The sequence below is a fragment of the Sphingopyxis sp. Geo25 genome (genome assembly GCF_949769135.1).
Taxonomy (GTDB): Bacteria; Pseudomonadota; Alphaproteobacteria; order Sphingomonadales; family Sphingomonadaceae; genus Sphingopyxis.
Map to the genome: position 1 here is coordinate 62,151 of NZ_CATKOZ010000008.1, position 21,849 is coordinate 83,999.

Here is a 21,849-nt window from a genome sequence, read left to right on the forward strand (position 1 = left end):
TCATCCCGGACTTGATCCGGGATCCACGGCGGCGGCGTGGACCCCGGATCAAGTCCGGGGTGACGATGAAGGAATTATCCTCCCTGTGGCGCAGCCATGGGGAGGGGGGACCGTCGCCGCAGGCGATGGTGGAGGGGCGGCCGCGGCCGCGCCACTTGCCCCTCCGTCAGCGCTTCGCGCTGCCACCTCCCCATGCCTGCGGCACAGGGAGGATCAATTTCCGCAACCGGTCGATACCGGTCATATTTGAGTAGTCAGCCGGCCTTATGCGCGCAGCACCGCCCCCGTCTTCGCCGCCGCCGCGACCACCTTGTCGGCAATCGCCTTAAGCTCGGCGTCGGTGAAGCTCTTCTCCAGCGGTTGCAGTTCGACCTCGACCGCGAGGCTCACCTGACCCTCGGGAACGCCCTGGCCGACGAAGCGGTCGAACAGCCGCGCGTCGGCGATCGCGGCCTTGTCGGCGCCGCGGATCGCGCGGACGAGGTCGGCGGCAGCGAGGCTTTCGGGGGCCAGGAAGGCGAAGTCGCGGCGGACTGATTGCAGCGCGGGCGGCGTAAAGGCCGCGCGGGCGGGACCGCTCGCGCGCTTCGCCGGGATTGCGTCCAGAAAGATCTGCACCGCCATCACCGGGCCTCCGACGTCGAAATGCTTCGTCAGCGCGGGATGGAGCACGCCGAATTCGGCGAGCACCGCCTTGGGGCCGAGGCGCAGCGTCGCGGCCTGACCCGGATGCCAGATACCGCTCGCCTCCACGGCCTCCATCACCTGCAACCGATCGGCGGGCGCGCCCGCGGCGTCGAGCAGCGCGAGCGCGGCCGCTTTCGCGTCGAACGCGTCGAAGGGCACGGCCTTGCCGGTCCGCCAGCCGCGCGGCGTCTTGTCGCCGACCATCAGCACGCCCAGCGTCGGATGTTCGGTCGTGCCGATATAGCGGCGCCCGATCTCGAACAGGCGGATGCTGTCGGCACCGCGATTCTGGTTGCGCGCGGCGGCGGCGAGCAGGCCGGGAAGCAGCGACGGACGCATGACCTTGAGGTCTTCGCTGATCGGGTTCGCAAGGGTCCAGGTGCTGCCGCCGAAGGGCGCGGCCTCGCGCTCGCTGATGAACGACCAGGTCACCGCCTCGTGGAAGCCCGCGGCTGCGGCGCTGCGGCGCAGGCGGCGTTCGACGAGCTGCTCGGCGGTAGCGGTCGGCTTCGCGACGCCGTCCGTCCGCGGCAGCGGCGCCGACGCGATCGCGTCGAAGCCGGTGATGCGCGTGACTTCCTCGACGATGTCGGGCGCGGCATCGACATCGCGCCGCCAGCTCGGAACCGTGATCGTCCACGGATCGCCCTCGGCCACGCCAAAGCCCAGCGATTCGAGGATCGCGCGCTGCGTCGCGGGTTCGATCGCGATTCCGCCGAGCGTCGCCGACAGCGACGGGTCATAGGCGACGGTCTTCGTCTCGACCGGCGGCGTGCCCGCGCGCGTCACCGCCGAGGGCGTGCCGCCGCAGATGTCGAGCACATAGCGCGTAACGATCGCGGTGCCTTCGTCGAGGAAGGCCGGATCGACCCCGCGCTCGAAACGGCTGCGCGCATCGCTCGTCAGGCCGAGCGCTTGTCCGGTGAGCGCGATGCGCTCGGGCGTGAAGTAAGCGATCTCGATCAGGACGTCGGTCGTTTCCTCGCTGCAGCCCGAATGCTCGCCGCCCATGATCCCCGCGATGTCGTGGACCTCGCGCTCGTCGGCGATCACGGTCATCGTTTCGTCGAGGGCATAGTCCTTGCCGTTCAGCGCGGTGACGGTTTCGCCATCCCTGGCGCGCCGGGCGACCAGTGCGCCGTGAAGCTTCGCGCGGTCGTAAATATGGCTCGGGCGGCCGAGGTCGAACATCACATAATTGCTGATGTCGACGAGCGCCGAGATCGAGCGCTGGCCGATCGCCTCGAGACGGCGGCGCATCCATTCGGGGGTCGCGACGCGGTTGTCGACGCCGGCGATGGTGCGGCCGTAGAAGGCGGGGCAGGCTTCGGGATCGTCGGTCCGGATCTCGGTCGCGGGCGCACCCGCGCCTTCGATCGCGGGAATCGCGAGCGGCTTCAGCGTGCCGAGCCCGGCGGCGGCGAGGTCGCGCGCGATCCCGCGCACGCCCATGCAATCCTGCCGGTTCGGGGTGATCGAAATGTCGATCACCGGATCGCCCGCACCGCTATAATCGGCAAAGGGCGTCCCGATCGGCGCATCGGCGGGAAGCTCGATGATCCCGTCATGGTCGTCGCCGAGTTCGAGCTCGCGCGTCGAACACATCATGCCGTTCGATTCGACGCCGCGCACGGCGGCGACCTTCAGCTCCATGCCGTTCGCGGGCACGACCGCGCCCGGCAGCCCGAGCACGCCGACGAGGCCGGCGCGCGCGTTCGGCGCGCCGCAGACGACCTGCAGCACGCCCTCGCCGCTGTCGACGGTCAGCACCTGCAGCTTGTCGGCCTGCGGATGCTTTTCGGCGGTCAGCACCTTTGCGACGCGGAAACCGGCGAGTTTCTCGGCCGGGTTCTCGACGCCTTCGACCTCGAGGCCGATGCGGTTGAGGGTCGCGACAACATCGGCGGCGGTGTAGTCGCCGTCGAGATGCTCGCGGAGCCAATCGAGGGTGATCTTCATGCCGAAATCCCTCCGCTCAGCGTGGGCACGCTCAGAGCGCCGAACCCGTAATGCGACAGCCAGCGAAGGTCGCCGTCGAAGAACGCGCGAAGGTCATCCATGCCATATTTCAGCATCGCCAACCGGTCGACGCCGACCCCGAAGGCGAAGCCCTGCCAGACATCGGGATCGAGCCCGCAATTGGCGATCACGCGGCGGTTGACCATGCCGCTGCCCAGCAGCTCCATCCACGCATGACCCGCATCGTCGCCATGGCCGCCGACGATGCGGCGGCCCTTTTCCTGCCTGTAGCCGACGTCGACCTCGGCCGAGGGCTCGGTGAAGGGGAAGTAGGAGGGCCGCAGACGCAGCACGATGTCGTCGCGCTCGAAAAAGGCCTTGAGGAAGGTTTCGAGCGTCCATTTGAGGTGCCCCATATGAATGCCGCGGTCGATCACGAGCCCCTCGACCTGATGGAACATCGGCGTATGCGTCGCGTCGCTGTCGCTGCGATAGACGCGGCCCGGCGCGATGATGCGGATCGGCGGCTCCTCGCTCATCATCGTACGGATCTGAACCGGCGACGTGTGCGTGCGCAGCAACATCGCGCGGCCTTCGGCATCCTTGTCGGGGAAATAGAAGGTGTCGTGCATCGCGCGCGCGGGGTGCGTCTCGGGGATATTGAGCGCGGTGAAATTGCGCCAGTCGTCCTCGATCTCGGGTCCGGTCGCGACTGCAAAACCCATGTCGGCAAAGATCTCGGCGAGTTCGTCCATCACCTGGCTCACCGGGTGGACGCTGCCCTTCGGCGCGTCGGCGGCAGGGAGCGTCATGTCGAGGCGTTCGGCGGCAAGCTTCGCCTCGAGCGCCGCACTTTCGAGCGTCGCCCTGCGCGTGGCGATCGCCTCGGCAACGGCTTCGCGCAGGGCGTGGATTTTCGGCCCCTCGACCTGCCGTTCCTCGGGGGTCATCCCGCCGAGGGTCTTCAAGAGGCCGGTCACGCTGCCTGCCTTGCCGAGCGCGGCGACGCGCAGCGCCTCGACCGCGTCGAGATCGGCGGCAGCCTCGATATCGCCCACCAGCTTCGCCTGCAGGGCCTGTGTCTCGCTCATCGTTGTTCGTCCTGTTCCGGCGCGATGCCGCTGCCGGCCTGTTGTTTCTGCTTTGTCGAGGAACCGGCGGCTTCCCGCGCGTCCGTTGCCCGCCGCTTGCACCGAACGGGCGGCGCGGGTCAAGTCTGTTGGCCGAAAAGCGGCGCTATCCGGCCGGTTTGTGGAGCCCCTGCACCGCTTCGCCTGCCGCGGCGGCGCGGGCCAGCGCCGCCGCACCCAGGATCGGCTTTGGCCGCGCGGCATAGGCGCGCGGGCTCATTCCCATGAAGCGTCGGAAATCGCGGGTGAATTGCGCCTGATCATAATATTGATAGTCGAGCGTCGCGATCCAGCTCATCGAGGGGTCGAGCATGAAACGCGCGAGGCTGCGCAGAAAGCGCTGGCGGCGGAGCAGCAGCTTGGGCGGGAAGCCGAAGGCGCGGCGCGAGAGTCGCTCGACCGAGCGTTCGGACATACCCAGCTTTTCGGCGAGTTCGGCAACGCTTGTCAGTTCGTCCTCGACCAGCGCCGTATGCGCAGCGAGGATCGCCGGGTCGTCGCGCGGGGCGCCGGCAAGCAATGCCGCGACATGATCGTCGATCATCCGCGCCGCCGCCTCGACGTCGTTCGCCTGCCGCAATTTGGCGACGAGGGGTGCGCAGGCGGCGAAGGCCGGATGAACCGCCCCGTCGACGAACCGGTCGACGAAATCCGCGGCAGGAAGCGCGAAGAATTTGGCCCAGCCGGCGGGCAGGATGCCGATTCCCCACACACGCATCGTGCCGGCCGCGAAATAGGTCGCCTTGCTGGTCGGGCCGGTGACGACGAAGCGCGGCGCGGGCACCGGTTCGGCGTCGCCGACCGCCGCGAGCGAGGGCTCGCCCTCGATGAAGCGCAGGTTCGCCCATTCGGGATGGAGATAATCCTCGACCCGCACGCCAGGCGGCGCTTCGACCTCGGTCAGGTAGATGATGCTGCAATAGCGGCGCAGCGCTTCCGAGACAGGGAAGAAACGCGTCAGCACGCGCACGCCCGCGTCGGGGCCGCTTGCGGATTTTCCCACGGTCATGACGTCACCCTTGCGGACGCGCGCGAAAAAAAACAACAGCCTAGGCGCAGGTCGTGTCGTGTTCTTGCAATTTTTGTGTCCTGCACGACGGCATATGTCGCGCCATAGGGACACTTCCGCCGGCCGGCAGCTTTCTGCGACCCACGGCTATTCGGCACGGAGGGAGGGGGGCGATGGTTTTCCACTGGAGCCATTGTCGGAACGGCGTGAAGGGAGACCTTCGCGCCGTTCCTGTTTTGCGATCACGAAAAAGGGCGGCCCCGTCGGGACCGCCCTTTTGTTTCAGCAATAGCTCAGAGGCTCAAGCCGCCTTGGGCAGCGCCGCCTTCGCCTGCGCGATGATCGCAGCGAACACGCCGCCTTCGTTCATCGCGAGGTCGGCCATCACCTTCCGGTCGAGTTCGATTCCGGCGAGCTTCACGCCGTGCATGAACTGCGAATAGGTGAGGCCTTCGGCGCGGACCGCAGCGTTGATGCGCTGGATCCACAGGCCGCGGAAGCTGCGCTTCTTCGCCTTGCGGTCGCGATAGGCGTATTGGCCGGCCTTTTCGACGGCCTGGCGCGCGACGCGGATCGTGTTCTTGCGCCGGCCATAATAGCCCTTCGCCTGTTCCAGGATCCGGTTGTGCTTGGCGCGCGTGGTCGTGCCGCGTTTGATGCGTGACATGGTCTAGCGCTCCTTACTTCAGGCCGTAGGGCGCCCAGAGGCGCACGTGGGCCGTATCCGCATCGCTGAGCACGCTGGTGCCGCGGTTGGTGCGGATATACTTGCTATTGTGCGAAATCAGGCGGTGGCGCTTGCCGGCAACGCCGTGCTTGACCTTGCCCGAAGCGGTGAATTTGAAGCGCTTCTTCACACCGCTCTTGGTCTTCAGCTTGGGCATTTTCGTCTCCTTGGTTAGCGACGATATCGACCGGCCCTGGCAGCCCTTGTCGCCAGGCAGGTCCGCTTGTCTATCGTGCGAAGGCGCGCGCCTAGACGGATTCGCGCTGAAATGCAAGCGCCGAGGCGGTCAATGACGGCAGGCGAGGCCCTCGATAACATCCTCGAGCCGCGCCGGATCGCCGAGCGCGATGACATGGCCCGGGCTGTCGGCGTTGAGTGGTTCGCCATTCCAGTCGCACATCGTCCCGCCCGCGCCCTCGACGACAGGGACGAGCGCGGCATAGTCGTGGAGCTTCAGCCCCGCCTCGGCGACAATGTCGATATGACCGCTCGCGAGCAGGCCGTAATTATAACAGTCGCCGCCGAAGACCATGCGCTTGTGCGAGGTCTTGGCTGCGAGCGCCATGAAATGCTCGCCATCATGGTCGGTGAAATATTGCGGGCCGGTCGTCGCCAGCACCGCGTCGGCGAGGTTGCGGCAGGTGCGCGTCGCCGCCGGCTTTCCGTTGAACAAGGTCGGCTGCCCCATCGCGCCGACCCAGCGTTCGCCGGAAATCGGCTGGTCGATTATGCCGAGGATGGGCCAGCTGTCCTGCAACAGCGCGATCAGCGTGCCAAAGATCGGCCGCCCGGCCATGAAGCTGACCGTGCCGTCGATCGGGTCGAGCACCCATTGCCGCGCGGCTTCGGCGCGTTCGGCGCCATATTCCTCGCCGATGATGCCATCGCGCGGCGCCTCGGCGTCGAGCAGGCGGCGCATCGCCGCTTCGGCGGCGCGGTCGGCTTCGGTGACTGGCGAGGCGTCGGCCTTGGCTTCGTGGCTGTACGCGGAGCGGAAAAGAGGACGGATGGCGGCGCCGGCGGCATCGGCGAGGCGCTGCGCGAGCGCGAGGTCGGATTCGAGGCTCATGTCAGTCGCGATAGTCCCATTGGCCGGCATTGTCGCCCACGCCTTCGCCGAACGTGACCAGATTGCCGTCGGGGTCGCGCACCCAGAATTCGCGCTGGCCATAGGGGTGCGGTTTGGGAGCGCTCCAGCGCTCCGCCGGCAGTGCGGCGAGCTGCGGCTCATAGTCGGCGAACAATGCTGCGACGTCGCGGACGTCGATATAGATGTGCGAACAGCCGGGCGGGTTGAGCGCGCCCGCGTCGAGCGCGAGGAGGCGAAGGCCGATGCGTTCGCGCTCGACATAGGCATAGCCGCCATCGTTGACGTGAACGGTGAAACCGAGCAGGTCACGATAAAAGGCGAGCGCAGGCTCCATCGCGGCGACCCCGAGGAGGGGGGTCACCTGGATGAAGGGCGATCCGTCGCTCATGTCAGTCGAAGAGACTCGACACCGACGATTCGTCGGCGATGCGCTTGATCGCTTCGCCGAGCAGCGGCGCGACGGTCAGGGCACGGACCTTCGAACTGTCGTTGACCGCGTCGGTCGGCTGGATCGAATCGGTGATGACCAATTCGGTGAGTTCGCTCGCGTCGACGCGGGCGACCGCGCCGCCCGACAGCACGCCGTGCGTACAATAAGCGACGACGCCCTCGGCGCCCGCAGCCTTCAGCGCGGCGGCGGCGTTGCAGAGCGTGCCCGCCGAATCGACGATATCGTCGATCAGGATGCAGAAGCGGCCCTTCACGTCGCCGATGATGTTCATCACCTCCGATTCGCCGGCGCGCTCGCGGCGCTTGTCGACGATCGCCAGCGGCGCGTTGTCGAGGCGCTTCGCCAGCGCGCGCGCGCGGACCACGCCGCCGACGTCGGGCGAGACGACCATCAGATTCTTGTCGCCGAAGCGCGCCTGGATATCGGCGCTCATCACCGGCGCGGCGTAAAGATTGTCGGTCGGGATGTCGAAGAAACCCTGGATCTGGCCGGCGTGCAGGTCGATCGCAAGGACGCGGTCGGCGCCCGAGGTGGTGATCAGGTTCGCGACGAGTTTGGCCGAGATCGGGGTGCGCGGGCCGGGTTTGCGGTCCTGACGGGCGTAGCCGAAATAGGGGACGACCGCGGTGATGCGCTTCGCCGAGGCGCGGCGCAGCGCGTCGGTGATGATCAGCAGCTCCATCAGATTGTCGTTCGCGGGGAAGTTCGTCGGCTGGACGACGAAGACATCCTGGCCGCGCACATTCTCGTGGATCTCGACGAACACTTCCTCGTCGGCGAAGCGGCGGACGCTGGTGTCGGTCAGCGGCAGCTCGAGATAATCGGCGATCGCGCGGGCCAGCGGCAGGTTGCTGTTGCCGGAGATGAGTTTCATGGGGTGTGGTGGCCCTTTTTCGCGATGGGGAATGCGCGCCCCTTAGCCAGCGGAGGCCGATAGGGGAAGGGGTTAAAGCCATCGGCATGCCGGGCGATGGCGAGGCCGCAGGCTTAGGCCGACAGCAGGCAGATCTTTCGTCGTCACCCCCGGCTTGATCCGGGGTGACGAGGGGCTGGAGCCTGACCCCGAGACCGTCACCACGCGGTCCGGTGTTGAATTCGGGGCGGCAGCGCCTAAACCGCTGGGCATGACCGAGCATCTCTCTATCGTCCTGTCGCAGATGACCCAGGCGGTCGGCGATCTCGCCGCCAACGCCGCCGCGATGCGCGAGGTGCGCGCACGGCACGGCGGGGCCGACCTGATCCTCTACCCCGAGCTGCAACTGATCGGCTATCCGCCGGAGGATCTGGTGCTCAAGCCCGCGCTCGCCGACCGCGCCGCGGCGCTGCTGGCCGAACTCGCGGCGGAGACCGCCGACGGCGGCCCCGCGATGCTCGTCGGTTCGGTCGAGCGCGATGAAGAGGGCCACCTCTACAATATGGTCGCCTTGCTCGACGAAGGGCGGATCGTCGCGACGCGGCGCAAATATGAGCTGCCGAATTACGGCACCTTCGACGAAAAGCGCGTCTTCGCGCCCGGTCCGCTTCCCGACGTCGTCGAATGGCGCGGCGTCAAGCTGGGTCTGCCGATCTGCGAGGATGGGTGGTTTCCAACCGTTTGCGGGCATCTCGCGGCGCAGGGGGCCGAAATCCTGATCTCGGTGAACGGCAGCCCATATGAGATCGACAAGGACGACCGCCGCCTGACCCAGGTGTTCGGCACGCGCGTGGCCGAGACGAACCTGCCGCTGATCTTCCTCAACCGCATCGGCGGGCAGGACGAGCTGGTGTTCGACGGGTGCTCCTTCGTCCTCGATGGCGATGGCGGCACCGCGCACCGGTTGACCGATTGGGAGGCCGAGGAGCGCGTCACGCAATGGACCAGGAGTGGGGACGGGTGGCGCTGCGAGCCCGGCGCGATCGCCGAGTGGGACGCGCATCCGGCCGATATCTACAATGCGATGGTGCTGTCCTTGCGTGACTATGTGACGCGCAACCGCTTCCCCGGCGTCGTGCTCGGCCTGTCGGGCGGGATCGATTCGGCGATCTGCGCCGCGATTGCCGCCGATGCGCTGGGCCCCGACAAGGTCTGGTGCGTGATGTTGCCGAGCCGCTTCACCAGCCAGGAAAGCCTCGACGATGCGCGCGGCTGCGCGGAGATGATCGGTTGCCGCCTCGATACCATCCCGATCGTTCCCGCGGTCGAGGCGTTCGACGTCATGCTCGCCGACAGTTTCGCCGATAAAAATGTCGATACGACCGAGGAAAATGTCCAGTCGCGCATCCGCGGCGTCACCTTGATGGCGCTCAGCAACAAGTTCGGCCCGATGCTGATGACGACGGGCAACAAGAGTGAGATGAGCGTTGGCTATGCGACCATCTATGGCGACATGGCGGGCGGCTATAATCCGCTGAAGGACGCGTACAAGACGACGGTGTTCGCGGTGGCCAGGTGGCGCAACGCGCATGTCCCGCGCCTTTCGCGCAACCCGGTGTTCCCGGTGATGCCCGCGCGTATCATCACCAAGCCGCCGAGCGCCGAGCTGCGTCCCGACCAGAAGGACGAGGACAGCCTGCCGCCTTACGCGGACCTCGACCGGATGCTCCACATGCTCGTCGAGGAGGAGGCGAGCGTCGACGATGTCGTGGCGCGCTATGGTTTCGATCGCGACGCGGTGGCGCGAATCGAGCGCCTGCTCTCGATCGCCGAGTACAAGCGCCGTCAGGCGCCGCCGGGGGTGAAGCTGTCGACGCGCAACTTCGGGCGCGACCGCCGCTATCCGATCACGCACGGGTTCCGGACGGCCTGACTCGCTTCACGCGCAAAAGGGGTTATAGGCGCGCCCATGACCGTCACGACCCGTTTCGCCCCTTCGCCGACCGGCAGCCTGCATGTCGGCAACGTCCGCACCGCGATCCACAACTGGCTGTGGGCGCGCAAGCATGGCGGGCGATTTCTGCTGCGCATCGACGACACCGATCTCGAACGGTCGAAAGAGGAATATGTCGATGGCATCCGCGCCGATCTCGCGTGGCTGGGGCTCGATATCGATGGCGAGGAGCGGCAGTCGGCGCGCTTTGCGTTGTACGAGGCCGAATTCGAGAAACTGAAGGCCGCGGGGCGCGTCTATGCCTGTTACGAGACGCCCGAGGAACTCGATATTCGCCGCAAGATACTGCTCTCGCGCGGGCTGCCGCCGGTGTACGAGCGCAAGCCCGCCGATGCGCCGGTTCCCGAGGGTGTCGCCCCGCACTGGCGTTTCAGGCTCGATCATGATGCGTCGATCGAGTGGACCGATATGGTTCGCGGTCCTCAGCATTTTGAACCGGCGAATATGTCCGACCCCGTCGTGCGCCGTGCCGACGGCAGCTGGCTCTATCTGCTCCCGAGCGTGATCGACGATATCGCGATGGGCATTTCCCACGTGGTGCGCGGCGAGGACCATGTGTCGAACACCGCGGCGCAGATCCAGATGTTCGAGGCTCTGGGCGCGCCGCCGCCGCAATTTGCGCACGAGGCGCTGCTCGTCGGGACAGAGGGCAAATTGTCGAAGCGGCTGGGCTCGCTCGGGATGGCAAGCCTGCGTAAGGATGGGATCGAGCCGATCGCGCTCGTCGCGCTGCTCGCCCGGCTGGGTACCAGCGATCCGATCGAGCCGGTGACGTCGCCCGCGCCGCTGATCGAAAGCATCGACTTTGCGCGCTTCGGCCGCGCGCCGGCGCGTTTCGACGAGGGTGAGTTGGCATTGCTCAACCAGAAGATCCTGCACCACACCGACCATGCCGCGGTCGCGTCGCGCCTGCCCGCCGCGATCACCGAGGCACGCTGGCACGCGATTCGCCCGAACCTGATGACCGTGGCCGAGGCGGCCGACTGGGTGGCGGTGTTCGACGGGCCGTTTGCGCCGCCCGCGCCCGAGGATGCCGACCGGCCGGTGCTCGCCGCCGCCGCCGCCGGGGCGCCGGGCATCGACTGGACGGCCGACCCCTGGCACGCCCTCACCGCCGCGGTGAAGGAGGCGACGGGCGCAAAGGGCCGCGCGCTTTTCCTGCCGCTCCGCCGCGCGCTGACCGGCCGCGACCATGGTCCCGACATGGCCGAACTATTGCCGCTGATCGCCAAGGATCAGGCGGTGGCGCGCCTCGCTGCCGCCTGATCGTCCTCCACGAGACAGCGGTACGCCTTGCCGATCATTCCGATTGACAAATGTAGTGATGTTATAATATCACACAATCAGACTTGGCCGACAGCAGCGGTCGACGCGGGCGGGGCCGGGTCTCCTTGAGGCAAGGAGAGGTGCCATGACCCTGATTCCCCTGATATCCGCAATCGTTGCGGCCCCCGAGGCGATCACCGCGCCGGAGGGCGGTTCGTCGCTGCGGCGCGACAGTTACGACCCGGGCGCGGCGCATCGTCCGCTTGCGGCCGCGCTGGCGGTGGGCTTGCCCGTCGTGCTCGTCGTCGCGGTTGCGCTGTCACCGATGATCGTCAAACCCAAGCCCGTGCTTTCGCCGCTGACCGGCACGCTGATCGAGGTCGAGAAGCCGGTCGATCCGCCCCCGGACAAGCGGCCCGAAACCTCGCCGACGCCGAAGAGCCATTCGGTGCGCGAGGCGGTGAAGCCGCTCGTCGACCTTGGTCCCCGGACCGATCTCGGCGCCGAGGTAAAGCCCTTCGTCCCCGACCCGCTGCCCTATGATCCGGGTCCGCCCGCGCGTCCCGCCGATCCACCGGCTCCGCCGCCGATGGTGCTTGCAAAGCTCGATCCGCGCTATGCGGCGGGGTTCCAGCCCGACTATCCGGCGAGCGAGCAGCGCCGCGAGGTCGAGGGCGCGGTTCGCGTCCGCGTGCTGATCGGCACCGACGGGCGCGTGAAGGCGGTCGAGCTGGTCAGCACCGACAGCCCCGGCTTCTTCGAGGAGACGAAGCGGCGCGCACTCGCCAAATGGCGTTTCAAGCCGGCGACGCGCGGCGGCGTGCCCGAAGAAAGCTGGCAGGTGATGACCGTCCGCTTCGAGATCAAGGGCGCCTGAAGGCGGGGCCGAACCCCTCTTGGGCGGGCGGCGCGATGCCGTCCGCCCTTCCTTTTGCTTGACATGGAGCCCGAATCCCGCCAATGGCCCGCGGATAAATGGGGGCGGCGCCCGACGCGCGGCCCTCTTTGTTTTTCACCGCAACCGCCGGGGCCCCCAGTCCCGCCACATTTGCCGGACGTTCCGGGGAATGTGCCAAGTTTTCGAGGAACAGGGCCATGGCCAAGCCGACGACCGTCAAGATCAAGCTGGTGAGCACCGCCGACACGGGCTTTTTCTACGTCACCAAGAAGAACCCGCGCACGATGACCGAAAAGATGTCGGTGCGCAAATACGACCCGCGTGCGCGCAAGCACGTCGAATTCAAGGAAGCCAAGATCAAGTGATGCATTTCCCCATGCGCTGAAAGCGCGCGGGTGGAAATGCGTCGTCCCGGACTTGATCCGGGATCGAGGCGATCCAGAAGGGCGGCCGCGTGCCGCCCTTTTTCGTGCATGTGGGAAACGTCGGCTTTGGGGTGGGAAGCGGATGCTCCTCAGCAAATGCCAGCTAAGGGACGAATACGCCGTAAACCTCCACATCGCCACCTTCGTAGAGCTTCAGATGAAGTGCGAGGTCGCTCACCGGTTCGGCACGCGTGGTGAGGTCTACAAGCGCTAGCCAATGGCCGTCCATCCAACGATAGACGGACCTCTCCCACGTTTGCTCATTTAAGGTGGAAAGCTCGTCGCCGTAGGCCGAAATGCTCTCCGCTATCCATCTAGCAGTATCGGCCCCGATTGGCTTTACACCATCGATCGGATGCTCCCGAAGTTGGTAGTCCCCCACCACAAACGCCTCTGCAATCTGCCGAAACGTCGAGCGAAGCGGCTGGGGCACCGAATGCTCAGCATCGTCCTTCTGCAACATTAATTACCTTCCGCTGCCCGTAATTACCGGATCGCTCGATGTCTGCAATCGGTCGAAACCGGTCGCTCAGGCAAACGCCCCCACGCTTTCGATGAACTTGATCACCGAAATCGGCTTGGACACATAAGCCTCGGCGCCCGCGGCCTTGATCTGCTCCTCGTCGCCTTTTCCGGCATAGGCGGTGACCGCCATGATCGGCACCGCGCGGAGCGTCAGGTCGGCCTTCATCTGCTCGATCAGTTCGAGCCCCGAGACATGCGGCAACTGGATGTCCATGATGATGAGGTCGGGCGACACCTCGCGCGCCCTTTCCAGCGCATCGCGCCCGTCGCGCACCGGATGCGCGCTATAGCCATGGGCGTTGAGCAGGTCGCAGAACAGGCGGAGGTTCAGCTCATTATCCTCGACGACCAGGATGGTCTTGCCCATGTCTCTTCCGTTCCCCACCTTGTACCCGCAGCCGGTTTAGGCGAATCGGCCGCCCGACTCAATTGCCTCGCGTGGAAGGGAAATTTGGCTTGTTCGAAGACGACGCGGCACTCGCGCTCCATGCGCTTGGCTGGATAGTGAGTGACGAGCCGCGCGCCGAACGGCTGCTCGCGATGACCGGGCTCGATCCCGACGGCCTGCGCGCCTCGCTCGGAGACCGCGCGACGCTCGCCGCGATCCTGTCCTTCCTCATCGCCTATGAGACCGATCTGATCGCCTGCGCCGCGGCGCTCGACGTCAAACCCGAAGCGCTTGCGGCCGCCGCTGCGCGGCTCGAAGGAAACCAGAGGATGGACGCATGACCCGCCCGCTCGTCATTACCGATTGCGACGAGGTGCTGATGCACATGGTCGTCCCCTTCGCGCAGTGGGTCGACGAAGAGCATGGCGTGATCTTTCGCATGGAGGACACGAGCTTCGCCAACGCGCTGAAGCGCAAGGAGTGCGGGACGCCGCTGGAGGCGGCCGAGGTCTGGCCGCTGCTCGACGGGTTTTTTCGCACCGAAATGGGGCGCCAGACGCCGATCCCCGGGGCGCTCGAGGCGATGGCGGCAATCGCCGAGCACGCCGACATCGTCGTCCTGACCAATGTCGGCCCCGACCATCAGCAGACGCGCGCCGACCAGCTCGCGGCGCTGGGCCTCGCCGCGCCGGTGATCGGCAGCCGCGGCGGCAAGGGCGAGCCGGTGCGGCGCCTGATCGACGAGCGCGAGCCGGGCGTTGCGATCTTCATCGACGACCTCGCCAATCATCACAAGTCGGTCGCGGCCGAGGCGCCGCAGGTCTGGCGGCTGCATATGGTCGGCGAGCCCGCGATTGCGGACAAGGTTCCCCCCGCCCGCCACGCGCACGCAAGGATTGATGGCTGGACGGCGGCGCTGGAGTGGATATTGGCGCGGCTTGCCGAGAATATCCCGGCGCCCGATCCCGAACTGGTATAAAGGAACCGACATGTCCGACGTTATCGCCAAGCTCGCCGAACTCGGCCTCGAACTGCCGAAGCCGGCCGCGCCGGTCGCCGCCTATGTCCCCGTCGTCGAGCAGGGCGGGCTGCTCCATATCTCGGGCCAGCTTCCGTTCCGCGACGGGCAGGTCGTGACCGGCCGCCTCGGCGCCGACGTGGACGAGGCGACGGGTTATGACGCCGCGCGCCGCTGCGCACTGATGCTGGTGGCGCAGATCGGCAACGCCGTCGGCGGCGACTGGTCGCGCGTCGAAAAGATCGTCAAGCTGGGCGTGTTCGTGAACAGCGATCCCGGCTTTACCGCACAGCCCAAGGTTGCGAACGGTGCTTCGGAACTGATGGAGTCGGTGTTCGGCGAGGCCGGCCGCCATGCGCGCAGCGCGGTCGGTGTCGCGGTACTGCCGCTCGGCGCGGCGGTCGAGGTCGACGCGATCGTCGCTGTGAAACCGGCATAAGGACTCCGGTGGCCGACGCCGACCCGCCAGCCCGGACCATCTCGCTCGGCACCGGCGTCGCCGCAGTCGATGCGGCGGCATGGGATGCGCTGGCGGGCGGCGGCAATCCGTTCGTCAGCCATGCTTTCCTGGCGCTGCTCGAAGAATCGGGCAGCGTCGGACCCGGCACCGGCTGGCAGGCCGCGCCGATCCTGGTCGAGGACGCGGCTGGCGTACTGGTCGGCGCCGCGCCCGCCTATCTCAAGTCGCACAGTCAGGGCGAATATGTCTTCGACCATGCCTGGGCCGACGCGTGGGCGCGCGCTGGCGGCGATTATTATCCGAAATTGCAGATTGCCGCGCCCTTCACCCCCGTTCCCGGCCCGCGTCTGCTGGCACAGGACCACGAAACCGCGCTGCTGCTGATCCGCGGCGCCGAGGCGGTCGTGCGCCAGAACGGGCTCTCGTCGGCGCATGCGACCTTCGTCGCGCCCGAGCAGATGCCGGCCTTCGAACAGGCGGGCTGGCTGGTCCGGCGCGATATCCAGTTTCATTTTGCCAATGCGGGCTATGGCAGCTTCGACGACTTTCTCGCCACGCTGACCTCGCAGAAGCGTAAACAGCTCCGCAAGGAACGCGCGCGGGCGTCGCAAGGTCTGCGTATCGAGGATTTGACGGGCGATGCGATCCGCCCCGAGCATTGGGAGGCGATGTGGGCCTTTTACCAGGATACCGGCGCCCGCAAATGGGGCCACCCGTACCTCACGCGCGCGGCGTTCGACCTGCTCGGCGCGCGGATGGCCAACCGGATCATCCTGTCGATCGCCTATGACGGCGACGCGCCGGTCGCGGGCGCCATGCATTTCGTCGGCGCCGATACGCTTTACGGCCGTTACTGGGGCTGTGTCCGCGACATCCCCTATCTGCATTTCGAATTATGCTATTATCGCGCGATCGATATCGCGATCGCCCGCGGACTCGCGCGGGTCGAGGCGGGCGCGCAGGGCGGGCACAAGCTCGCGCGTGGCTACGGCCCCGTCGCGACCTGGTCGGCGCATTTCATTGCCGATCCCGGCTTTCGCCGTGCGGTCGCGGATTACCTCGAACAGGAACGCCGTGCCGAGGAAGCCGAAATGGAATGGCTCGAAGGACACACGCCGTTCAAGCGCTCGGTCTGATTTTGTCAGAGCGGCACGAGGCCGGGTGGGGGAGCGGGCTGGTGCCGCATCCGCGTGAGCAGAAAATTACGCTGCGAAGCGGCGGGCGGCGGGACGGCGCGCCGTTTCGTCGAGCCAGGCGCGCGCCTGGCGCTGCGCCTCGGCGATTTCGTCGCGGCTCATTTCGCTCGACACGTCGGCGCGGCACTGCTGGCCTTCGCGGCTGCCGCCAAGCGCGGCAAGGTTGAACCATTTATGCGCCTGGATCAGGTCGACATCGACCCCGCCGCTGCCGGTCGAGAAGGCGATCCCGAGGTCGAAATAAGCATTGGCGTCGCCGCGCGCCGCATCGAGCAGCCGGCTTTCGATCAGATATTGGGCAGACTTCAGACTGTTCGCCATGATAACCCCCTGTCGTCTCCACCCCACGGAGACCTCGGGGCCCAAGTTTGCGGCTTATGGTCAACAAAGCGTTAACGACCATGGCAGTTTTTGTGGATAGCCGCGACAACCGGCAGAAATGCGGGGATTTTTGACGCGATCAGCCGACGGCAAGATTGTCGATCAGGCGCGTTTTCCCGATCCGTGCTGCCGCAAGCAGGCGGGCGGGCTCGCTGAACTCGGTCAATCTTTCGAGGCTGTCGGCGCTGGCAAGCGCGACATAATCGACGCTGTCGAAGCCGCCTTTGACGATCTCCGCCTCGGCCTTCGCCAGCGTCCCGGCGACGTCGGCGCCGCCCGCGATCGCCTTCGCGGCAGCCTTCAGCGCGTTCGGAAAGGCGGCGGCCGCCTTGCGCTCGGCTGCGGTCAGATAGGCGTTGCGCGACGACAGCGCGAGCCCGTCCTTGGCGCGCGCGATCGGTGCGCCCAAGATATCGAGCGCGAAATCGAGGTCGCGCGCCATCCGGCGGATGATCGCGAGCTGCTGCCAGTCCTTTTCGCCGAAGATCGCGATGTCGGGACGGACCTGGTTGAACAATTTCGCGACGACGGTCGCGACACCGTCGAAATGGCCGGGCCGCGCAGCGCCGCAATAATCGGCGCCGAGTTCGGCGACCTCGATATGCGTCGAATGGCCGGCCGGGTACATGACCCCGACATCGGGCGCCCAGAGTAGCGCGACGCCCTCCTCGACCAGCAGTGCGGCATCCTTTGCCTCGTCGCGCGGATAGGCGGCATAATCCTCGTTCGGGCCGAACTGCGTCGGGTTGACGAAGATCGACACGACGACATGGTCGGCGACGCGCCTTGCCATGCGAACGAGCGAGAGATGGCCCTCGTGCAGGGCGCCCATGGTGGGCACCAGCGCGACGCTTTTGCGTCCCGGCTTCAGCGCGTCGACCGCGCGGTGGAGCGTCGCGATGTCACGGATGATTTGCACGTCCGCCCAGCCTCCGATATTGGCGGCCCAACTGCCACCCCAAGCGGCTCCCATGCGCCGCCAACAGGAAAATCGCAACGGCCATGACGAAGCCCGCCCCGCACCGCATCATCTTCGCCAACGAGAAGGGCGGGACCGGCAAATCGACCTGCGCGGTGCATTTCGCGGTCGCATTGGCGAGTCAGGGCTGGCGCGTTGCCGGGATCGATCTCGACCCGCGCCAGCGTACCTTCCACCGCTATCTGGAGAATCGCGAAAATACGGCGAAGCGCCGCGATATCGCGCTGCCGACGCCGCAGTTCGAGGTGTTCGAGGGCACGACGATCGAGGAACTCGACGCGCAGGTCGAGCGGCTGACCGAAGACGTCGACTATTTCGTCGCCGACACCCCCGGCCGCGACGATGTCTTCGCGCGCCACCTCGCGACGAGCGCCGACACGCTGGTGACGCCGATCAACGACAGCTTCATCGACTTCGACCTGATCGGTCAGGTCGACCCTGAAACCTTCCAGGTCACGCGGCCGAGCTTTTATTCGGAACTTATCTGGGACGCGCGCAAGGCGCGCGCGAAGACCGACGGACGGACGATCGACTGGATCATCCTGCGCAACCGCCTCCAGCACGTCGACGCGCACAACATGCGCCGCGTCGGCGAGGCGCTGACCCAGCTCGCGCGCCGCGTCGGTTTCCGCGTCATTCCGGGGCTCGGCGAGCGCGTGATCTATCGCGAGCTTTTTCCCGCCGGCCTGACCCTGCTCGACAAGGCGCATCTCGGCGGCATGGGGATCGGCCATGTCGTCGCGCGGCAGGAATTGCGCGAGGCGATGGCGGGGCTCAACTTGCCCGAGCGCGAGCGGTTGCACCCCGACGGCGACCTGTTCGCCGCCGCCTGATTCATCCCGTTCTTCCGGCCCTGCAATAATCTTGCCAGATTGACCGCGGGCGCGTCGCTGGGGTAACGCCGCACGGGGGCTAGAACGGACCAAGCTGCGTATGACCGACGAATCCACGACAGGCACGATGACCAGCGACGATCATGGCGTCGCCGAGCACAGGGCGCATGTCCGGGACGATGCGGCCGCGGGCAATGGACTCGCCGTCATCTCGATCGCAAAAAGCTACGACAAGCGCGTCGTGCTGTCGGACGTGTCGCTGTCGGTCGCGAAGGGCGAGGTCGTCGGCCTGCTCGGCCCGAACGGCGCGGGCAAGACGACCTGCTTCTATTCGATCATGGGGCTGGTGAAGCCCGACGCCGGGCGCATCATGCTCGACGGGTCGGACATCACCGCGCTGCCGATGTACCGCCGCGCGATCCTTGGCCTCGGCTATCTGCCGCAGGAAACCTCGATCTTTCGCGGCATGACGGTGGCGCAGAATATCGAGGCGGTGCTCGAACTTGCCGAACCCGACAAGGTGTCGCGCGAACGGCGGCTCGAGGAGCTGCTCGATGAATTCGGTTTGGCACGGCTGCGCGATTCGTCCGCGATGGCGCTGTCGGGCGGCGAACGCCGCCGCGCCGAAATCGCGCGCGCGCTGGCAGCAAACCCGTCGATCATCCTGCTCGACGAGCCGTTTGCGGGCATCGACCCGCTGTCGATCAGCGACATTCGCGACCTTGTCGCCGACCTCAAGACGCGCGGTATCGGGGTGCTGATCACCGACCACAATGTGCGCGAGACGCTGGACCTCGTCGACCGCGCCGCGATCATCTACGACGGCAAGGTGCTGCTTGCCGGCTCGCCGGCCGAACTCGTCGCCGATCCCGAGGTTCGCCGCCTCTACCTCGGCGAGGGCTTCTCGCTTTGACCTTTGGTGTCTTTCACCAAGAAAAAAATCCGTGTGTCCCCGCGAAGGCGGGGACCCATCTCCGGTGGGTTCAAGATGGCGCCGACCGGAGATGGGCTCCCGCCTTCGCGGGAGCGCGCAAGATAGTGAACTAAACGCCGATGGCGTTGGGTCCGCGCCTCGATTTACGCCAGTCGCAATCGCTGGTGATGACGCCGCAGCTGCAGCAGGCGATCAAGCTGCTTGCGCTGTCGAACCTCGAACTCGAAGCCTATCTGGCCGAGGCGCTCGAGGGCAATCCGCTGCTCGACGCCTCGCCCGCCGACCGCGATGATGGCGGACCCGATGAGGGCGGCGATGACGCGCCCGTGGCCGCGGTGTCGGGCGAGACCGATACCGACCAGGCGCTTTCCTCAGACGCGGGCACCGCCGACGACCTTGATGTCGATTTCAGCGAAGAACGCTTTCATCACGACAGCGCGAGCGATTCGGTCGGTCTGTCGGGCGCTGGCGAGGACATCGACTTCGACAGCTTTGCCGAGCATGACGGAACGCTCCACGACCATCTGATGGCGCAGGTCGGCGAGCGGTTCGACGGGATCGAGGCGATCGTCGCGGGCCAGCTCGTCGCGCTGATCGACGAGGCGGGATATCTCCGCGCCGATCTTGCCGAACTCGCATCGCAGCTCGGTGTGCCGCTGGTGCTGCTCGAAGAGGTGCTGGCGGGCATCCAGCTGTTCGACCCCTCGGGAGTCGGCGCGCGCGATCTCGCCGAATGCATCGCGATCCAGGCGCGCGAGGCCGACCGCTACGATCCCGCGATGGCCACGATGATCGCGCACCTCGACCTCGTCGCGAAGGGCGCCTTCCCGCAATTGAAGCGCATCTGCGGCGTCGATGACGAGGATCTCGCCGACATGATTCGCGAGCTGCGCGGCTATGATCCCAAGCCCGGCCTCAAATATGGCGGCGAGGGCGTGCAGGCGGTCGTTCCCGACCTTTATGTCCGGCAAACCGCGAAAGGCTGGGCGGTCGAGGTCAACAGCGGCACGCTGCCGCGGCTGCTCGTCAATCGCCGCTATTATACCGAACTGGCAACGGGCGCGGCGGCGAAGAGCAAGGCATGGCTGTCCGAGCAGCTCGCTGGCGCCAACTGGCTCGTCCGCGCGCTCGACCAGCGCCAGCGCACGATCGTCAAGGTCGCGAGCGCGATCGTGAAGCAGCAGGAGGGATTTTTCCTGCACGGCGTCGCGCATATGCGGCCGCTGACCCTGCGGCAGGTCGCCGAGGAGATCGGCATGCACGAATCGACCGTCAGCCGCGTGACGAGCAACAAATATCTGAGCTGCGCCCGCGGGCTGTTCGAACTCAAATATTTCTTCTCGTCGGGCATTTCGGCGACCGAAGGCGACGGCGCCGTGTCGGCCGAGGCGGTGAAGAGCCGGATCAAGGCGATGATCGAGGCCGAGGACCCCAAGGCGATTCTGTCCGACGAGACGATCGCGCAGAAGCTCTCGGCCGAGGGTCACGACATCGCGCGGCGCACCGTGGTCAAATATCGCGAGGCGATGGGCTATGGCTCGTCGGTGCAGCGGCGGCGGCAAAAGGCGCTCGCGGGGTAATTCTCTCCTCGTCACCCCGGACTTGATCCGGGGTCCCTATGGTCGAGCGCGGCGATGGATGCCGGATCAAGTCCGGCATGACGAAATATGGGCGAGGGGCGGTTGACTTTTCGGCCTTATCCCCATAGTTGCGCCGCTTCGCGTCAATACGCCAAGATTTACGGACAGAGATCATGAAGATTCGCAACAGCCTGAAGTCGCTGAAGGACCGCCACCGGGATAACCGCGTTATCCGTCGCCGTGGCCGCACCTATGTGATCAACAAGACCAACCGCCGCTTCAAGGCGCGCCAGGGCTGAACGTCCTGCCGGGACTTATGTCCCGCGCGCATAGCCAAGCTAGCGTAACGCCGTCGGATGCTTCCGGCGGCGCTTTCGCGTGTCTGGAGGACGCATGCTTCGCCCCATAATTCGCCGATGCGTGATCTTCGATGTCGGCCGCGTCCTGTTCGACTGGGATCTGCGCCATCTCTTCGCGAAACTGATCGACGATCAGGATCGGCTCGAATGGTTCGTGACCAACGTCGTCACGCCCGAATGGCATTTCCAGCACGACGCCGGCCGCCCGCTCGCCGAGATGCTGCCCGAACTGAAGGCCGAGTTTCCGGAGCATGAGGCGCTGATCGACGCCTATGCGACGCGCTTCAACGAGACGATCCCCAGCCCGATGCCCGGCAGCCTCGAACTCGTGGAGCGTTTGGACGATGCGGGCGTGCCGCTCTTCGCGATCACCAATTTCGGGCATGAATTCTGGGAAGCCTTCCGCCCGACCCAGCCGATCTTCGACCGCTTCCGCGATATCATCGTGTCGGGCACCGAGAAACTGATGAAACCCCACCCCGCGATCTACCGCCTCGCGATCGAGCGTTTCGGCATCGACCCAGCCGGCGCGTTGTTCATCGACGATGTAGCCGCGAATATTGCGGGCGCCGAATCGGTTGGGATTGCGGGGCTTCGGTTCGTCGATGCGGCCGATTTGGAGGTTGCGCTGCTGGCTAAAGGCTATCTCTCGTTATAGAATAAGCGCCTCATTAATTCGGCGAGGCC

At 66.4% G+C, this 21,849-nt stretch carries 25 protein-coding genes; 13 read left to right on the forward strand and 12 right to left on the reverse strand.

Annotated features, from left to right (window positions below; genetic code table 11):
* Positions 1–264: 264 nt before the first annotated feature.
* The 8 genes from pheT to QOL68_RS17000 all read right to left on the reverse strand — a co-directional run bounded on the left by pheT (position 265) and on the right by QOL68_RS17000 (position 7,927).
* Positions 265–2,646: a phenylalanine--tRNA ligase subunit beta gene (pheT, locus tag QOL68_RS16965; protein ID WP_282950193.1), complete on the reverse strand. Its 2,382-nt coding sequence runs from the start codon at positions 2,644–2,646 to the stop codon at positions 265–267.
* Positions 2,643–3,737: a phenylalanine--tRNA ligase subunit alpha gene (gene pheS / locus QOL68_RS16970; protein WP_282950194.1), complete on the reverse strand. Its 1,095-nt coding sequence runs from the start codon at positions 3,735–3,737 to the stop codon at positions 2,643–2,645. The genes pheT and pheS overlap by 4 nt, the downstream gene beginning before the upstream one ends.
* A 145-nt stretch (positions 3,738–3,882) precedes the next feature.
* Complete coding sequence (locus QOL68_RS16975; RefSeq protein WP_283404332.1) at positions 3,883–4,821, reverse strand: helix-turn-helix domain-containing protein; 939 nt, start codon at positions 4,819–4,821, stop codon at positions 3,883–3,885.
* Between the two features lie 265 nt (positions 4,822–5,086).
* The gene (rplT, locus tag QOL68_RS16980) at positions 5,087–5,452 is read right to left on the reverse strand and encodes a 50S ribosomal protein L20 (protein WP_058454373.1); all 366 of its coding nucleotides are present in this window, start codon (positions 5,450–5,452) and stop codon (positions 5,087–5,089) included.
* Positions 5,453–5,465: 13 nt separating this feature from the next.
* Positions 5,466–5,669 carry a 50S ribosomal protein L35 gene (rpmI, locus tag QOL68_RS16985; RefSeq protein WP_058454374.1) on the reverse strand — a complete coding sequence of 68 codons (204 nt, stop codon included), beginning with the start codon at positions 5,667–5,669 and terminating at the stop codon, positions 5,466–5,468.
* Between the two features lie 129 nt (positions 5,670–5,798).
* Positions 5,799–6,581 carry an inositol monophosphatase family protein gene (locus QOL68_RS16990; protein WP_282950196.1) on the reverse strand — a complete coding sequence of 261 codons (783 nt, stop codon included), beginning with the start codon at positions 6,579–6,581 and terminating at the stop codon, positions 5,799–5,801.
* A gap of 1 nt (position 6,582) precedes the next feature.
* Positions 6,583–6,990: a bleomycin resistance protein gene (locus tag QOL68_RS16995; RefSeq protein ID WP_282950197.1), complete on the reverse strand. Its 408-nt coding sequence runs from the start codon at positions 6,988–6,990 to the stop codon at positions 6,583–6,585.
* Position 6,991: 1 nt separating this feature from the next.
* Positions 6,992–7,927 (reverse strand): ribose-phosphate pyrophosphokinase, encoded by a 936-nt coding sequence (locus QOL68_RS17000; protein ID WP_058454378.1) that lies wholly within the window; start codon positions 7,925–7,927, stop codon positions 6,992–6,994.
* 250 nt (positions 7,928–8,177) lie between these two features.
* On the opposite strand from QOL68_RS17000, the gene QOL68_RS17005 reads away from it, so the two are divergent.
* The 4 genes from QOL68_RS17005 to rpmG all read left to right on the forward strand — a co-directional run bounded on the left by QOL68_RS17005 (position 8,178) and on the right by rpmG (position 12,449).
* Positions 8,178–9,839, forward strand: coding sequence for an NAD+ synthase (locus QOL68_RS17005; protein WP_282950198.1), 1,662 nt, complete (start codon positions 8,178–8,180; stop codon positions 9,837–9,839).
* A gap of 36 nt (positions 9,840–9,875) precedes the next feature.
* Positions 9,876–11,186: a glutamate--tRNA ligase gene (gene gltX / locus QOL68_RS17010; RefSeq protein WP_282950199.1), complete on the forward strand. Its 1,311-nt coding sequence runs from the start codon at positions 9,876–9,878 to the stop codon at positions 11,184–11,186.
* A gap of 145 nt (positions 11,187–11,331) precedes the next feature.
* A complete protein-coding gene (locus QOL68_RS17015; RefSeq protein WP_282950200.1) occupies positions 11,332–12,063 on the forward strand; it encodes an energy transducer TonB in 732 nt (243 codons plus the stop codon).
* 218 nt (positions 12,064–12,281) lie between these two features.
* A complete protein-coding gene (gene rpmG, locus QOL68_RS17020) occupies positions 12,282–12,449 on the forward strand; it encodes a 50S ribosomal protein L33 (RefSeq protein ID WP_003042331.1) in 168 nt (55 codons plus the stop codon).
* 163 nt (positions 12,450–12,612) lie between these two features.
* Here rpmG and QOL68_RS17025 read toward each other — a convergent pair whose 3' ends face one another.
* Both QOL68_RS17025 and QOL68_RS17030 read right to left on the reverse strand, forming a co-directional pair.
* Positions 12,613–12,972 (reverse strand): DUF7668 domain-containing protein, encoded by a 360-nt coding sequence (locus tag QOL68_RS17025; protein WP_282950201.1) that lies wholly within the window; start codon positions 12,970–12,972, stop codon positions 12,613–12,615.
* Positions 12,973–13,038: 66 nt separating this feature from the next.
* Positions 13,039–13,401, reverse strand: a complete 363-nt coding sequence (locus tag QOL68_RS17030) for a response regulator (protein WP_058800147.1) — start codon at positions 13,399–13,401, stop codon at positions 13,039–13,041.
* 89 nt (positions 13,402–13,490) lie between these two features.
* Between QOL68_RS17030 and QOL68_RS17035 the strand changes: the two genes are divergently transcribed.
* The 4 genes from QOL68_RS17035 to QOL68_RS17050 are packed head-to-tail and all read left to right on the forward strand — an operon-like array spanning position 13,491 to position 16,036.
* Positions 13,491–13,763 carry a DUF3572 family protein gene (locus QOL68_RS17035; protein WP_282950202.1) on the forward strand — a complete coding sequence of 91 codons (273 nt, stop codon included), beginning with the start codon at positions 13,491–13,493 and terminating at the stop codon, positions 13,761–13,763.
* Positions 13,760–14,401, forward strand: a complete 642-nt coding sequence (locus tag QOL68_RS17040) for an HAD family hydrolase (RefSeq protein WP_282950203.1) — start codon at positions 13,760–13,762, stop codon at positions 14,399–14,401. The genes QOL68_RS17035 and QOL68_RS17040 overlap by 4 nt, the downstream gene beginning before the upstream one ends.
* Before the next feature lie 10 nt (positions 14,402–14,411).
* Positions 14,412–14,879, forward strand: coding sequence for a RidA family protein (locus QOL68_RS17045; protein ID WP_282950204.1), 468 nt, complete (start codon positions 14,412–14,414; stop codon positions 14,877–14,879).
* 8 nt (positions 14,880–14,887) lie between these two features.
* The gene (locus QOL68_RS17050; RefSeq protein ID WP_282950205.1) at positions 14,888–16,036 is read left to right on the forward strand and encodes a GNAT family N-acetyltransferase; all 1,149 of its coding nucleotides are present in this window, start codon (positions 14,888–14,890) and stop codon (positions 16,034–16,036) included.
* Positions 16,037–16,102: 66 nt separating this feature from the next.
* Here QOL68_RS17050 and QOL68_RS17055 read toward each other — a convergent pair whose 3' ends face one another.
* Both QOL68_RS17055 and panC read right to left on the reverse strand, forming a co-directional pair.
* Positions 16,103–16,417 carry a hypothetical protein gene (locus QOL68_RS17055; RefSeq protein WP_058457490.1) on the reverse strand — a complete coding sequence of 105 codons (315 nt, stop codon included), beginning with the start codon at positions 16,415–16,417 and terminating at the stop codon, positions 16,103–16,105.
* 139 nt (positions 16,418–16,556) lie between these two features.
* Positions 16,557–17,396 (reverse strand): pantoate--beta-alanine ligase, encoded by an 840-nt coding sequence (gene panC, locus QOL68_RS17060; RefSeq protein ID WP_282950206.1) that lies wholly within the window; start codon positions 17,394–17,396, stop codon positions 16,557–16,559.
* A gap of 83 nt (positions 17,397–17,479) precedes the next feature.
* Here panC and QOL68_RS17065 point away from each other — a divergent pair, with 83 nt between their 5' ends.
* The 5 genes from QOL68_RS17065 to QOL68_RS17085 all read left to right on the forward strand — a co-directional run bounded on the left by QOL68_RS17065 (position 17,480) and on the right by QOL68_RS17085 (position 21,820).
* Positions 17,480–18,289, forward strand: a complete 810-nt coding sequence (locus QOL68_RS17065) for a division plane positioning ATPase MipZ (protein ID WP_282950207.1) — start codon at positions 17,480–17,482, stop codon at positions 18,287–18,289.
* Between the two features lie 100 nt (positions 18,290–18,389).
* Positions 18,390–19,202: an LPS export ABC transporter ATP-binding protein gene (lptB, locus tag QOL68_RS17070; RefSeq protein WP_282950208.1), complete on the forward strand. Its 813-nt coding sequence runs from the start codon at positions 18,390–18,392 to the stop codon at positions 19,200–19,202.
* A 140-nt stretch (positions 19,203–19,342) separates the two neighbouring features.
* Complete coding sequence (gene rpoN, locus QOL68_RS17075; RefSeq protein ID WP_282950209.1) at positions 19,343–20,803, forward strand: RNA polymerase factor sigma-54; 1,461 nt, start codon at positions 19,343–19,345, stop codon at positions 20,801–20,803.
* Positions 20,804–20,976: 173 nt separating this feature from the next.
* Positions 20,977–21,102 carry a type B 50S ribosomal protein L36 gene (gene ykgO, locus QOL68_RS17080; RefSeq protein WP_003046794.1) on the forward strand — a complete coding sequence of 42 codons (126 nt, stop codon included), beginning with the start codon at positions 20,977–20,979 and terminating at the stop codon, positions 21,100–21,102.
* A 106-nt stretch (positions 21,103–21,208) separates the two neighbouring features.
* Positions 21,209–21,820 (forward strand): HAD family hydrolase, encoded by a 612-nt coding sequence (locus tag QOL68_RS17085; protein WP_282950268.1) that lies wholly within the window; start codon positions 21,209–21,211, stop codon positions 21,818–21,820.
* Positions 21,821–21,849: the final 29 nt, after the last annotated feature.